Genomic DNA, 12,363 nt, shown 5'->3' with positions numbered 1-12,363 from the left:
CCACCTGATGCGCACCCCGCTGTCCGTGCTCGACCTCGCCCCGATCGCGAAGGGGGAGTCCGTCGGCACCAGCATCGCGGCCAGCGTCGCGCTGGCGCAGCGTGCGGAGGAGCACGGCTACCGCCGGGTCTGGTACGCCGAGCACCACAACATGCCGAGCATCGCGTCGTCGGCGACCAGCGTGCTGATCTCCCACGTCGGTGCGCACACGTCCTCGATCCGGCTCGGTGCCGGCGGGGTGATGCTGCCCAACCACTCGCCGCTGACGATCGCCGAGCAGTTCGGCACGCTGTCGGCGATGTACCCCGACCGGATCGACCTCGGGCTGGGCCGGGCGCCCGGCTCCGACCAGGCCACGGCCCACGCGATGCGTCGGGGCCCGGGCGCCTCGGAGAGCTTCCCGCAGGACGTCCAGGAGCTGCAGGCCTTCCTGGGCGAGGAGTCCCGGGTGGCCGGGGTGTCGGCGGTGCCCGGGCAGGGCACCCACGTCCCGCTGTACATCCTCGGCTCCTCGATGTTCGGCGCCCACCTCGCCGCGGCCCTCGGCCTCCCCTACGCCTTCGCCAGCCACTTCGCACCCCAGGCGCTGGAGGCCGCGGTCGCGGCGTACCGGCGTGAGTTCACGCCCTCGGCGCAGCTCGACGAGCCGTACGTGATCGCCGGCGTGAACGTCGTCGCCGCCGACACCGAGGCGCAGGCCCGCGAGAACCTGCAGGCCGCGCGACGCACGATCGCGGTGACCCTCTTCGGTCGCGGCCAGAGCTTCAGCGACGCCGAGGCCGACATGCTCCTGCGCCGCGGCGGCGCCGACCACGTCGACCAGATGTTCACCTACGCCGCCGTGGGCGACGGCCCCGAGGTCGCGCGCTACCTCGAGGGGTTCCGTGAGCACGTCGGTGCCGACGAGCTGATCACCGCCCACCAGGCGCCCAGCACCGAGGCCCGGCTCAGGTCGGTCACCCTGACCGCCGAGGCGATGGAGTCGGTCGCCGCGTAGGCGCTGCCACGCCGGCTCGACCGGTGCCGGTCCACCAGGGCCCACCAGGACCCACCCGCGGGCTCCTGGTGGGCCCTGGCTCTTCGCGCGCTCCGGGCCCGAGTGCCGGCGGCCGTTCGCTGCACCTGCCCGGGGACAGAGAAAGAACGATCGGTTGACCGTGCAGGTCGCGCGTGCCAGAGTGAGGGCGACCGGTCGTTCTACCTGAGCGCACCCACCTCGCCGCAGGCAGTGCCTGCCGAGGCCGGCGGTCACCCGTCTCGCACGTCCTCGAAGGAGCACCACCATGACCACGTCCACCACGGAACCCCCGAGCACGCAGACAGGCTCGGCGCTGCGCCGCCTCTACCTCGCCCGTTTCGGCTTCGCGCTCGTCTGGGCCGCGCTGTTCGCCGCCGCCTCCTCGCCGGTCGGGGGACTGGCGGTGCTGCTGCTGGTGCTCTACCCGGCGTTCGACGTCGCAGCTGCCGTGGTCGACAGGCGCACCGCGGGCGACGGCGCCAGGTCGTCGGTCGCGCTCCACGTCAACATCGCGCTGAGCGTCGTCGCGGCGGTTGCCCTGGCCGTCGCCGGTGACGACACGAAGGCGATCCTGCTGGTGTGGGGCGCCTGGGCGATCACCGCCGGTGCGGTGCAGCTCGCGGTCGGCGTGGTGCGCCGTGGCCTGGGCGGTCAGCTGCCGATCATGCTCAGCGGTGGCCTCTCGGTCCTGGCCGGTGCGAGCTTCGCCGCCTCCGCAGCGAAGGCGGACTCGGTGACGACCCTGGCCGGGTACGCCGTCCTCGGCGGCATCTTCTTCCTGGTCTCCGCGCTCCGCCTGGGGCGCACCGCGCGCCCCGCCGTCACCACGGACGCCACGACGGAGGTGGCCTGAGATGGGCGCCGTGCAGGACGTGCGCGAGTTCGACGTCGTCGTCATCGGCGCCGGCCCGGCCGGGGAGAACGTCGCCGACCGTGTGGTCGCCGGCGGGCTGACCGCGGTGGTCGTGGAGGACGAGCTCGTCGGCGGGGAGTGCTCCTACTGGGCGTGCATGCCCACCAAGGCCCTGCTGCGCAGCGTCGCCGCGGTGCACGCCGCCTCCCGGCTGCCCGGGGCGTCGGAGGCCGTGCGTGGCGTCGACGTCGCTGCCGTGCTGGCGCGCCGTGACCGGTTCGCCTCCGGCTGGGACGACGCCGGGCAGGTGTCCTGGCTGCGCGGCGCCGGCATCGAGCTGGTGCGCGGGCGGGCCCGCCTCGCCGGCGCCCGCAAGGTGGAGGTCGTCTCCGGCCCGTCGGCCGACGAGCCCGACGGCACCGTCACGACGCTCACGGCACGGCACGCGGTGGTCGTGGCCACCGGCACCTCCGCGCTGGTGCCGGGGCTGCCCGGTCTGGCCGACGTCTCGCCGTGGACCAGCAGGGAGGCCGCCGCGGTGCGCGACGTCCCCGCCCGGCTCGCGATCGTCGGCGGCGGGGTCGTCGGCACCGAGATGGCCACCGCCTTCTCGGCGCTGGGGTCCACCGTGACCGTCCTGGCCCGCGACGGGATCCTGCCCACCCTGGAGCCGTTCGCCGCCGACCTGGTGGTCGAGTCGCTGACCGAGCAGGGCGTCGACGTACGCCTCGGCGCCGAGGTGACCTCGGCCCGTCGGGTCGACGGCACGGTGGTCCTGACCGTGCGCGACGGCGCGGAGGTAGAGGCCGACGAGGTGCTCGTCGCGGTGGGGCGCACCCCCAACACCACCGGTCTCGGGCTGGAGACCGTCGGCCTGGTCGACGGTGGCTGGCTCGCCGTCGACGAGACCCTCCGTGTCACCGACCCCACCGGCGCCGTCCTCGCCGAGGGCTGGCTCTACGCCGTGGGCGACGTCAACCGTCGCGCCCTGGTGACCCACCAGGGCAAGTACCAGGCCCGCGCCGCGGCCGACGCCATCGTCACCCGCGCCGCCGGCGTCGCGGTCGACGACCGCCCGTGGGGCTGGCACGCCGCGACCGCCGACCTGCAGTCGGTCCCGCAGGTCGTCTTCAGCGACCCCGAGGTCGCCGCGGTCGGGCTGTCGGCGGCCGCTGCGCAGGCGGCCGGCTACCGCACCCGGGTCGTCGACCACGACCTCGGCGCCGTCGCCGGCGCCGTCCTGCACGCCGACGGCTACCGCGGCCGGGCCCGCATGGTCGTCGACCTCGACCGCGAGGTCGTCCTCGGCGTCACCCTCGTCGGCAGCGACGTGGCCGAGACGATCCACGCCGCCACGATCGCGGTGGTCGGCGAGGTGCCGATCCCGCGGCTGTGGCACGCCGTCCCGGCGTTCCCCACCATCAGCGAGGTCTGGCTCCGCCTCCTCGAGGCCTACGGCCGGCCCGCCATGCCGCTCGACGACGACGCCGCCACCTCCCTCGTGGTCGCCTGACCGCACCGGTCGCGGGACCGGCCCGCGAGGGGTCGGTCACCACGACGGCCCCGACGGCCCCGACAGTCCCGCGGCGAGCGCCGCGCCGGCTGCGGGGCCTCTCGGGTCGTGGGGTGCCGGCGTCAGCCGGCGGGGGCGCGGAGGGCGACGGCCTGGGTCACCTTGACGCACAGCTCACCAGCGGCGTCGCGGACCTCCACCTCGACGACCACCCTCGACCGCGTCACCTGGAGCGGCCGCGAGACCGCGGCCGCGTCGCCGTGGAGCGGGCGGAGGAACCGCGCGGTCGAGTCGGCGGTCGCCGGCAGGGTGCCGGGTGGCCCGTTCAGCACGGCGCACACGGCGGCGCTGACGTCGGCCAGGCCCAGGAGCGCGCCGCCGTGGAGCGGCCCGCCCGTCGTGGACAGGGCGGGGCTGAAGGCGAGGCCGGTCCGCAGCTCGTGGGCGGTCATGGCGTCGAAGGTGACACCGAGGGTGCGGGCGTACGGCGCGAGGGCGTAGACGTCGTCGGCGGTGAGGGTCACTGGTGCTCCTCGTGGTCGGGCGCGGGGTGAGGTGGGCGGGTCGTGTGTCCTCAGGAGTCCCTGGCGGCCGCCATCACCGTGAGCATGCGGTCGACGCCGCGGAAGAGCACGGCGGCCACCTCCTCGGGATCGGAGAGGCAGCCGGCCGCCATCGCGCCGTCTCGGATCATCACGAAGTGCTGCGCGGCGGGCGCGGGCTGAGGTGCCTCGGCCCGGGTGAACAGCTCCGTCATGGTCTCGAGGAACCACGCACGGTGCTCGAGGACCACCCGGTGGGCCGGGGTCTGCGCGTCGGGGTACTCGGCGGCGGCGTTGAGGAAGGCGCAGCCGCGGAACCCCGCGGAGGTGATCTGCGACCCGATAAGCCGCGCGACGGCCCTGATCTGCGCGTCCGCGGAGTCCTCCCCGGCGCGGGCGGACTCCACCTGCGCGCGCATGCTGTCGTGCGCCGAGCGCAGGTAGGTCGCGACCAGGTCGTCCTTGCCCTCGAAGTGCCGGTAGAGCGTCGCCCGGGTCACCCCCGCCTCCGCGAGCAGCTCCTCCACGCCGACCGCGCGGATCCCCTTGGTGTAGAAGAGCCCGCTCGCGGTGCGCAGGAGCCTGTCGCGGGGTTCGGAGCGCTTCTGGTCGCGCGGGGTGGCGGTCATCCCGCGAGCCTAGCGAAAGAACGGTCGGTTCCTACGCTCCGGGTCTGGACCCCAGCGGACGGGTGGGTGGTCTCGATGCACCTCGTCGCTGGCGCTCCTCGGCACTCGACCACCGAGGTCCCGGCTCTTCGTCAGTCGAGCAGGGCGCGCAGCGCCGGCCCCTCATCGTTGGTTGAGCAGGGCGCGCCAGCGCCCGTGTCGAAACCCCCGCAGCCCGCGCTGGGACCTGCCCCGGGCCAGTCCCAGCGGACGGGTGGGTGGTCTCGACACACCTCGTCGCTGGCGCTCCTCGGCACTCGACCACCGAGGTCCCCGCTCTTCGTTGGTCGAGCAGGGCGCGCTGGCGCCCGTGTCGAGACCCCCGCAGCCAGTGCTGGGACCTGCCATCCCCGGTCCCAGCAGACGACACCCGCGACCGTCCCGAGACGGTGCGCGACGCCATCGGGTCGAGGTGCTTGTCGACCAGGCCCGCTACGGCGTCCGCCCCGCGCCGCTGGCGACGCCGGACGACGGGGGGGCGGCCCGGGCCGGGCGGGCTGCTACCGCTGCCCCGAGGGCCGCACGACGATCTCGTTGACATCGACGTCGGCCGGCTGCGAGATGGCGTAGTCGACCGCGCGGGCGATCGCCGAGGCCGGGATCGCGGTGGCGCGGTAGCCGACCATCAGGTCGGCGGCGTACTCGTCGGTGATGTGGGTGCTCAGCTCCGACTCCACGACGCCCGGGGAGATCGTGGTGACCCGCAGGCCCGGGTCGGACTCGAGGCGCAGGCCCTCGGTCAGGGCCCACGCGGCGTACTTGGTCGCGCAGTAGACCGCCGCCGTCTCCGAGACCTGGTGGGCCCCGATCGAGGCGATCGTGACGACGTGGCCCGCGCCTTGGCGCCGGAAGACGGGCAGCGTCGCCGCGAAGCCGTGCAGGAGCCCCCGCACGTTGATGTCGATCATCCGGTCCCACTCCTCGACCAGGCCGGCGTCGAGCCTCGACAGGAGCATCGCGCCGGCGTTGCCGACCAGGACGTCGAGGCGGCCGTGCTCGGTGACGACGTCGGCGACGAGCCGCTCGTAGGCCCGCCCGTCGGTGACGTCGAGGCGCCGGACGTCGATCGGGGTGTCGCCGGCGGCCTCGCCGTCGCGGCGCAGCTCCTCGAGCCGCTCGAGGCGACGGCCGGTCGCGACGACCTGGTGGCCCTCGGCGGCCAGGTGCCGTGCGACCTCCCGGCCGATCCCGCTGGTGGCTCCGGTCACCAGGACGACCAGCCGGTCGTGGGGGGTGCTGCGGGGCGGGGTGGTCGTGTCGTTCGTGGTCATGCCACCCAGGCTGGGTCCGTCGCCGCCTGACGTGAATGGCCGAGCTCTTCCTAGGGGTGCTGCACCCATGGTGCGGGGCCGCGCGCCGCCTAGCATCGGCACCGTGAGCGTGAACGCCCTGGGTGACTACCTCCGCGCCCGACGGGGTCGGGTCCTCCCGGCCGACGCGGGGATCAGCACCCGGGGCGTGCGTCGGGTGCCCGGGTTGCGCCGGGAGGAGGTGGCCACCCTCGCCGGCGTCAGCTTCGACTACTACACCCGGCTCGAGCAGGGCCGCGAGACGACGCCGTCCGGGGCGGTCCTGGAGGCGTTGAGCCAGGCGCTGCAGCTGGGTGACGACGAGCGCCGCCACCTGTTCCAGGTGGCCGGCCTGGTCCCCGGCCCGGCCCGACCCGTGGGGCGCGGGCCCGTCGACCCGCAGCTCCTGGCCCTGATGGCGACCTGGCCCGACGACCCCGCCGTCGTGCTCGGGCGGGCCTACGACGTCCTGGCGGCGAACGACATCGCCCGCGCGCTCTTCGCAGGGTTCGAGCCGGGCACCAACCTGATGCTCGAGGTGTTCCTCGATCCGGCCGCACGCTCCTTCTACGTCGACTGGGCCGAGGTCGCCGCCGACTCCGTCGCCGGGTTCCGCATGCTCCACGGGCGCACGCCCCACGACGCCCGGGTGCAGGAGGTCCTCCAGCGCCTCCTCGCCGGCAGCCCCGCCTTCACCCGGCTCTGGGACCGGTACGACGCACGGGAGAAGCGGCTCACGGCGAAGCGCCTCCACCACGACGACGTGGGTGGGCTCACGCTGCAGATGCACGTGTTCGACGTCCGGTCGGCGCCCGGCCAGGAGCTGGTCGTCTACCACGCCGAGCGCGGCTCCAGCAGCGAGGCCGGGCTGAGGCTGCTGGGGAGCATCGCGGCGACCCGCGCGCGGACGGCGTCTCCCGGCGCGCCGGAGGGCTGAGGGCCGCTGGGCTCCGCCCCGGCCGCCGGGGCCGGGACGGCGTCCTCGGGCCTACTCGGCGTCGCGAGCGGTGGCGACGTCCAGCACCCAGGTCACGCCGAAGCGGTCGGTGAGCATGCCGAAGCCGGCACTCCACGCCGACGCGGCGAGGGGCTCGACGACGGTCGCGCCGTCGGCCAGGCCGTCCCAGAGGCCCTGCACCTCGGCCAGGGTCTCGCCGCGCACCGAGACGAAGTAGCGCTGGTCGGTGACCGTGGTGGCGTTCTCGCGGCGGGCCGAGCCCGCGCCGGCCGCGGAGCCGCCCGTGAGCCCGGGGACGTCGTAGGCCATCACGCGGAAGCCGTCCTCCGACTCCACCTGGCCGAAGACGACCTTGTCGGCGCCGGGCGCGTCGGCGGGCATGCCGAGGTCGGCGTAGGTGGTGACGACGACCTGGCCGCCGAAGACCGATCGGTAGAGGTCGAGGGCGGCGCGGGCGTCGCCGTGGAAGTTCAGGTGGGTGGTCGTGGTGATGCTCATGGCTGCTCCTGGTGAGGGCGGTGCCGGGGCCTCTCCCCGGCACGACCGACGTTCCCACCGGTCCAGGACGGGTTCTGTCCTGCACCGGACCTAGGATCGGGTGATGACGACGACGTCCCGCCTGCTGGCGCTGCTGTCGCTGCTGCAGACCCGGCGGGACTGGCCCGGCGGCCTGCTCGCCGAGCGGTTGGCCGTCAGCGACCGCACGGTGCGCCGCGACGTCGACCGGCTGCGCGAGCTGGGCTACCGCATCCACGCCACGATGGGCCCGGACGGCGGCTACCGCCTCGAGGCCGGGAGCGAGCTGCCGCCGCTGCTGTTCGACGACGACCAGGTCGTCGCGCTGGCGGTGGCGCTGCAGGCGGCGACCGCCGCCGGGGCGGGGGGCGAGGAGGCGGCCCTGCGAGCCCTCGCCACGGTGCGGCAGGTGCTGCCCTCACGCCTGCGACACCGTCTCGACGCGCTCCAGTTCACCACCCTCCGCGACCGGCCGGGAGGACCGGCCGCGACCACGGCGTCCACCGACGTGCTGCTGGCGTTGTCGGGCGCGGTCCGCGACCGCGTCGTCCTCCGCCTCGACCACGCCGGCCGCGACCCCGCCGCCGACCCCGCCGCCGAGCCGGCAGCCGACCCGGCCGCCGACCCGGCAGCGGGGCCGCCGCGCCGGGTGGAGCCGCACCACCTCGTCACCTCCCGCGGGCGGTGGTACCTGGTCGCGTGGGACCTCGACGCCGAGGACTGGCGCATCTTCCGCGCCGACCGCCTCACCCCGCGCACGCCGACGGGACCCCGATTCGTGCCGCGGGAGGTGCCCGGTGGCGACGTCGCCGGCTACGTGGCCGCGCGCTTCAAGGGCTCCGACCAGGAGGACCGGTGGCCGTGTCGCGGCACCGTCGTCCTGCACCGGCCGGCGAGCGACGTCGCGCCGTTCGCCGGTGACGCCCGGGTGAGCGACCTGGGTCCCGGCCGGTGCCGCGTCGAGGCCGGGTCGTGGTCGTGGGTGGCTCTCGCCGCCTCGCTCACCCGGTTCGACACCGAGGTCGACGTGGTCGGTCCGCCCGAGCTCACCGACGCGTTCGCCCTGCTCGCCACCCGCAACGCCGCGAGCGCCGCGGGCTGACGCCCGCACTCGTCACGACGTGGACGGGGGTGTCGCGGCGCCCGTGGACTCGCGGAGGACCAGCTCCGTCGGCAGGGCGACCTGGGGCCGGTCGGTGTGGGAGCGGCCGGCCCCGGCCAGCATGTCGAGGAGGAGGTCGACGGCGGTGCGTCCCACGTCGACGTGGGCGCCGCCCAGGGTGGTCAGGCTGGGCGTGCACATCTCGGCGGCGAAGATGTTGTCGAAGCCCACGACGCTGACGTCGCCGGGCACGGCGTGCCCGCGCTGCACGAGGCGCTGCACGACCCCCATGGCGAGCAGGTCGTTGTGGGCGACGACCGCGGTGGCGCCGGCGTTCAGCGCGCTGTCCGCGGCGGCCCCGCCCTGGGCGACCCGAGGCGTGAACGGGCCGAGGCGGCGTGCCCCGACCCCGAGCTCGGCCGCGGCGGCGGCCAGGGCCGACCACCGGGTGGCGGCCATCCACGAGTTGCGGGGGCCGGCGAGGTAGACCAGGTCGCGGTGGCCCAGCGACGTGAGGTGCTCGACGATCTGGTGGCAGCCCCGGGTGTGGTCGAGCACGACGCTCGCCAGGCCGGTCAGCTCCCGGTTCATCAGGACGACGGGGCGCTGCCCGGCGACCTGGCGCAGGTTCTCGTCGGGCAGCCGGCTCGCGGCGAGCACGAAGCCGTCGACGGCCGGGACCAGGCGCTGCACCTGGTCGTACTCCACCCGGGGCGACTCCTCGGCGTTGACGAGGACCAACGTGTACTGCGAGGCGCGCGCCCGCATCTCGGCGCCACGGATGAGGTCGAAGTAGTGGGGGTTGGTGATGTCGGAGACCACCATCGCGATCGTCTGGTGCCGTCCCGACAGCAGGGCGCGGGCATGGGGGTTGGGCTGGTAGCCAAGCTCGGCGGCGACCTCGAGCACGCGTTCGCGGGTGCGGGCACTGACCCGGTTCGGGCTCGAGAAGGCGCGTGACACGGTCGAGGTGGCGACGCCGGCGACCCGGGCGACGTCGTAGATGGTGGGCGCGGTCACCCGTCCAGTGAACCGCCTTGGCAACACCGTGGCAACCGCTTGCCGTGGTTGTCGTCACTTCTCTACCGTCCTGGCTTGTGACCACGAACACACCCCCACCGACACCCCCGGGGCGCCTCACGTCGCTCTTCACCGACCCGCCCACGTGGGTGCGGCGCTCGGCGCGGGCAACCGCCGCGGTCGAGATCGCGCTCGGGGCGGTCGCCCTGCTGCTGATCTTCTTCCTGGTCCTGGTGCAGGCCGCGCAGCGCTACCTCCCGGTCGACGGGTGGTCGTGGACCGGTGAGCTGGCCCGCTTCTCGCTGGTCTGGCTGACCTTCGTGGTCGCCGGCGTGCTGGTGACCACCGACTCCCACATCGCGATCGAGATGGTCGACGGCCTGGGCAACGCGATGGTGCGTCGCGTCGTGCGGGTCCTGTCCTGCCTCGTGGTCGCGGCCGTGGGCGTCGCCCTGACCCTCGAGGCCCGGGAGCTGGTGGACTCCCAGGGCATGCTCACCTCGCCCGCCATGGGGATGCCGATGTCGTGGCTCTACGGCATCTCGATGATCGGCTTCGTCAGCACGGTCGTGCGCGCCCTGGTGGCCGCCGTGCGGTACGCCGTGCTGGGTGCCCCCGACCCCGACTACGGCGACGCGGTCGCGGGGGTGCAGACCGCATGAGCCTCCTCGTCCTGAGCCTGCTGATCACCGCGCTCCTGCTGGTCCGCGTCCCGATCGCGTTCGCGTTCATCGGCCCGTGCCTGCTCTACATGGTCACCACCGACCAGTCCCTGGGCCTGGCCCTGCGCCTGGTCGCCAACGCCACCGCCAGCTTCCCGCTGCTGGCCGTGCCGCTCTTCATCCTGCTCGGCTCGCTGGCCAACCACGCCGGCATCGCCGACCGTCTCTTCGACTTCGCGCTGGCGCTGCTCGGCCGGGTGCGGGGGAGCCTGGGCTACGTCAGCATCGGGGTCAGCGTCGGCTTCTCGTGGATGAGCGGGTCGGCCGTGGCCGACGCGGCCGCGCTGGGCAAGCTGCAGATCCCCGCCATGCTGCGCAGCGGCTACTCGAGGAAGTTCGCCCTCGGCGTCACCGGCGCCGCGTCCCTGATCGCGCCGGTGATGCCCCCGAGCATCCCCGCGGTCATCTACGCCGGTCTCGCCGCGGTCTCCACCGGCGCGCTGTTCGCCGCCTCGGTCGTCCCCGCGCTGCTGATGGCGCTCGGGCTGGCCGTCGTGGTCTTCATCTGGGTGCGCCGCGACCCCAACATCCAGCGCACGGAGTTCAGCTGGGAGCGGGTGCGGTACACCGGGCGCCGCGTGATCGCCCCGCTGGGGGCGCCGGTCATCATCCTCGGCGGCATCCTGGGTGGCCTGTTCACCCCGACCGAGGCGGCCGCGGTCGGCGCGGCGTACATGGCGGTCCTCGGCTTCGCCTACGGCACCTTGACGCTCCGTGACCTGCCCAAGGTGCTGACCGAGGCGGTGCTGACCACCGGGGCGATCATGCTGATCGTCGCCTCGGCCAGCCTGCTGGGCTACATCTTCGCCCGCGAGCGGGTGCCCCAGGACCTCTCGGAGCTGGTGCTGGGCCTGACCGACGACGCGACGGTCTTCCTGCTGATCGTCTTCGTGCTCTCGCTGGTGCTCGGCACCGCCCTGGACGCCGTGGCCGTGCTGACGCTGACGGTGCCGATCCTCATCCCCATCAGCGCGCAGTACGACGTGGACCCGATCGCGCTGGGCGTGCTGATGATCCTGTCGCAGATGATCGGCCTGCTGACCCCGCCGGTCGGCACCGTCATCTTCGTCCTGCAGGCGATCGCGAAGGCCCGGATGGCCGAGGTGTTCTACGGGTCGGTGCCCTTCCTGGTGCCGCTGGTGCTGATCTGCTTCGGCATCATCTTCTTCCCCGACGCGATCCTGTACCTGCCGCAGAGGCTCGGGCTGTGAGCGCGCGGAGGTCGTTCCTCAGCGGCCTGCTCGGCCAGGGCGTCGGGCCGTCGCTCACCCCCGAGATGCACGAGCGCGAGGCCCAGCGGCAGGGGGTGCGCTACGTCTACAAGACCGTCGACCTGACCGCCGAGCAGGTCACCCCCGACCGGCTGCGGGCCCTGCTGGCCGCAGCGGTCGAGCTCGGCTTCGACGGGCTCAACGTGACCCACCCCGTCAAGCAGACGATGGTGCCGCTGGTCGACCGGGTCAGCGCGCAGGTCGAGGCGATCGGGGCGCTCAACACGGTGCTCGTGGGCGCCGAGGGCACCGTCGGGCACAACACCGACGTCACCGGGTTCGCCCGGGCCTTCTCCGACGGCCTCGCCGGGGCCCGCCACGACGAGGTGGTGCTCCTCGGCGCCGGCGGCGCCGGCACCGCGGTCGCCCACGCCCTCGTGGGGCAGGGGGTGCGCCGGCTGGGCGTCAGCGACCACGACCCGGCCCGGGCCGAGACCCTGTGCCGCTCGGTGCGCCGCGTCGCCGACGACGTCGACGTCCGCGTCGTGCCGGGCGACGGCGTGGGCGCGGCCGTGGGTGCCGCCGACGGCGTCGTCAACGCGACGCCCATCGGCATGGCCGCCCACCCCGGCACGGCGCTCCCGCCCGACCTGCTGCGCCCCGACCTGTGGGTCGCCGACATCGTCTACCGCCCCCTGCACACCGAGCTGCTGCAGCACGCCGAGCGGCGCGGCTGCCGCACGCTCAGCGGCGCCGGCATGGCCGTCCACCAGGCGGCCGACGCCTTCGAGCTGATCACCGGGCGAGCCGCCGACCGTGCCGCCATGTTCGCCGACTTCGACGAGCTCGTCGACGCCGAGGTGCGCCGGGCACGCGAGCCGGCGTCGTCCGAGCCGGCGTCGTCCGGGCAGGCCGACCGGCCCCACCAGCCCCACCCGTCCTGAACCACCC

At 74.5% G+C, this 12,363-nt stretch carries 13 protein-coding genes; 8 read left to right on the top strand and 5 right to left on the bottom strand.

The window, feature by feature from the left end:
• Positions 1-7: 7 nt before the first annotated feature.
• The 3 genes from AC4OR8_RS01800 (at position 8) to AC4OR8_RS01790 (ending at position 3,384) form a co-directional block, all read left to right on the top strand.
• Positions 8-997 (top strand): LLM class flavin-dependent oxidoreductase, encoded by a 990-nt coding sequence (locus AC4OR8_RS01800; RefSeq protein ID WP_492163859.1) that lies wholly within the window; start codon positions 8-10, stop codon positions 995-997.
• Between the two features lie 286 nt (positions 998-1,283).
• On the top strand, positions 1,284-1,871 hold the full coding sequence (locus tag AC4OR8_RS01795) for a hypothetical protein (protein ID WP_492163858.1): 588 nt from the start codon (positions 1,284-1,286) through the stop codon (positions 1,869-1,871).
• Between the two features lies 1 nt (position 1,872).
• Positions 1,873-3,384 carry a dihydrolipoyl dehydrogenase family protein gene (locus tag AC4OR8_RS01790; protein ID WP_492163857.1) on the top strand — a complete coding sequence of 504 codons (1,512 nt, stop codon included), beginning with the start codon at positions 1,873-1,875 and terminating at the stop codon, positions 3,382-3,384.
• A 122-nt stretch (positions 3,385-3,506) separates the two neighbouring features.
• On the opposite strand, the gene AC4OR8_RS01785 is transcribed toward AC4OR8_RS01790, so the two are convergent.
• The 3 genes from AC4OR8_RS01785 to AC4OR8_RS01775 all read right to left on the bottom strand — a co-directional run bounded on the left by AC4OR8_RS01785 (position 3,507) and on the right by AC4OR8_RS01775 (position 5,865).
• On the bottom strand, positions 3,507-3,908 hold the full coding sequence (locus AC4OR8_RS01785) for a PaaI family thioesterase (protein ID WP_492163856.1): 402 nt from the start codon (positions 3,906-3,908) through the stop codon (positions 3,507-3,509).
• Positions 3,909-3,958: 50 nt separating this feature from the next.
• Positions 3,959-4,555, bottom strand: coding sequence for a TetR/AcrR family transcriptional regulator (locus tag AC4OR8_RS01780; RefSeq protein ID WP_492163855.1), 597 nt, complete (start codon positions 4,553-4,555; stop codon positions 3,959-3,961).
• 539 nt (positions 4,556-5,094) lie between these two features.
• The gene (locus AC4OR8_RS01775) at positions 5,095-5,865 is read right to left on the bottom strand and encodes an SDR family oxidoreductase (protein WP_492163854.1); all 771 of its coding nucleotides are present in this window, start codon (positions 5,863-5,865) and stop codon (positions 5,095-5,097) included.
• A 103-nt stretch (positions 5,866-5,968) separates the two neighbouring features.
• On the opposite strand from AC4OR8_RS01775, the gene AC4OR8_RS01770 reads away from it, so the two are divergent.
• Positions 5,969-6,820 carry a helix-turn-helix transcriptional regulator gene (locus tag AC4OR8_RS01770; protein ID WP_492163853.1) on the top strand — a complete coding sequence of 284 codons (852 nt, stop codon included), beginning with the start codon at positions 5,969-5,971 and terminating at the stop codon, positions 6,818-6,820.
• A gap of 51 nt (positions 6,821-6,871) precedes the next feature.
• Here the strand turns inward: AC4OR8_RS01770 and AC4OR8_RS01765 are convergent, their stop codons facing one another.
• Positions 6,872-7,339, bottom strand: coding sequence for a VOC family protein (locus tag AC4OR8_RS01765; RefSeq protein ID WP_492163852.1), 468 nt, complete (start codon positions 7,337-7,339; stop codon positions 6,872-6,874).
• 103 nt (positions 7,340-7,442) lie between these two features.
• Here AC4OR8_RS01765 and AC4OR8_RS01760 point away from each other — a divergent pair, with 103 nt between their 5' ends.
• Entirely contained in the window at positions 7,443-8,459 is a 1,017-nt protein-coding gene (locus AC4OR8_RS01760) for a helix-turn-helix transcriptional regulator (RefSeq protein ID WP_492163851.1), read from the top strand.
• 12 nt (positions 8,460-8,471) lie between these two features.
• Here the strand turns inward: AC4OR8_RS01760 and AC4OR8_RS01755 are convergent, their stop codons facing one another.
• Positions 8,472-9,479 carry a LacI family DNA-binding transcriptional regulator gene (locus AC4OR8_RS01755; protein ID WP_492163850.1) on the bottom strand — a complete coding sequence of 336 codons (1,008 nt, stop codon included), beginning with the start codon at positions 9,477-9,479 and terminating at the stop codon, positions 8,472-8,474.
• A 77-nt stretch (positions 9,480-9,556) separates the two neighbouring features.
• On the opposite strand from AC4OR8_RS01755, the gene AC4OR8_RS01750 reads away from it, so the two are divergent.
• Genes AC4OR8_RS01750 through AC4OR8_RS01740 form a run of 3 tightly spaced genes read left to right on the top strand, consistent with a single transcriptional unit; the run spans position 9,557 to position 12,356 of the window.
• Positions 9,557-10,141: a TRAP transporter small permease gene (locus AC4OR8_RS01750; protein WP_492163849.1), complete on the top strand. Its 585-nt coding sequence runs from the start codon at positions 9,557-9,559 to the stop codon at positions 10,139-10,141.
• On the top strand, positions 10,138-11,412 hold the full coding sequence (locus tag AC4OR8_RS01745) for a TRAP transporter large permease (protein WP_492163848.1): 1,275 nt from the start codon (positions 10,138-10,140) through the stop codon (positions 11,410-11,412). The genes AC4OR8_RS01750 and AC4OR8_RS01745 overlap by 4 nt, the downstream gene beginning before the upstream one ends.
• Positions 11,409-12,356, top strand: a complete 948-nt coding sequence (locus tag AC4OR8_RS01740) for a shikimate dehydrogenase (protein WP_492163847.1) — start codon at positions 11,409-11,411, stop codon at positions 12,354-12,356. Before AC4OR8_RS01745 ends, AC4OR8_RS01740 begins: the two co-directional genes overlap by 4 nt.
• Positions 12,357-12,363 lie beyond the last annotated feature (7 nt).

This window comes from Nocardioides sp. FY1077 (assembly GCF_058681775.1).
This window is presented reverse-complemented; position numbering and strand designations above follow the sequence as displayed.

Bases quoted from the DNA above. Each gene is read 5' to 3' on its own strand.
- AC4OR8_RS01745 (WP_492163848.1), top strand. From the start codon at position 10,138: ATGAGCCTCCTCGTCCTGAGCCTGCTGATCACCGCGCTCCTGCTGGTC.
- AC4OR8_RS01765 (WP_492163852.1), bottom strand. From the start codon at position 7,339: ATGAGCATCACCACGACCACCCACCTGAACTTCCACGGCGACGCCCGC.
- AC4OR8_RS01800 (WP_492163859.1), top strand. From the start codon at position 8: ATGCGCACCCCGCTGTCCGTGCTCGACCTCGCCCCGATCGCGAAGGGG.
- AC4OR8_RS01775 (WP_492163854.1), bottom strand. From the start codon at position 5,865: ATGACCACGAACGACACGACCACCCCGCCCCGCAGCACCCCCCACGAC.
- AC4OR8_RS01760 (WP_492163851.1), top strand. From the start codon at position 7,443: ATGACGACGACGTCCCGCCTGCTGGCGCTGCTGTCGCTGCTGCAGACC.
- AC4OR8_RS01780 (WP_492163855.1), bottom strand. From the start codon at position 4,555: ATGACCGCCACCCCGCGCGACCAGAAGCGCTCCGAACCCCGCGACAGG.
- AC4OR8_RS01790 (WP_492163857.1), top strand. From the start codon at position 1,873: ATGGGCGCCGTGCAGGACGTGCGCGAGTTCGACGTCGTCGTCATCGGC.
- AC4OR8_RS01795 (WP_492163858.1), top strand. From the start codon at position 1,284: ATGACCACGTCCACCACGGAACCCCCGAGCACGCAGACAGGCTCGGCG.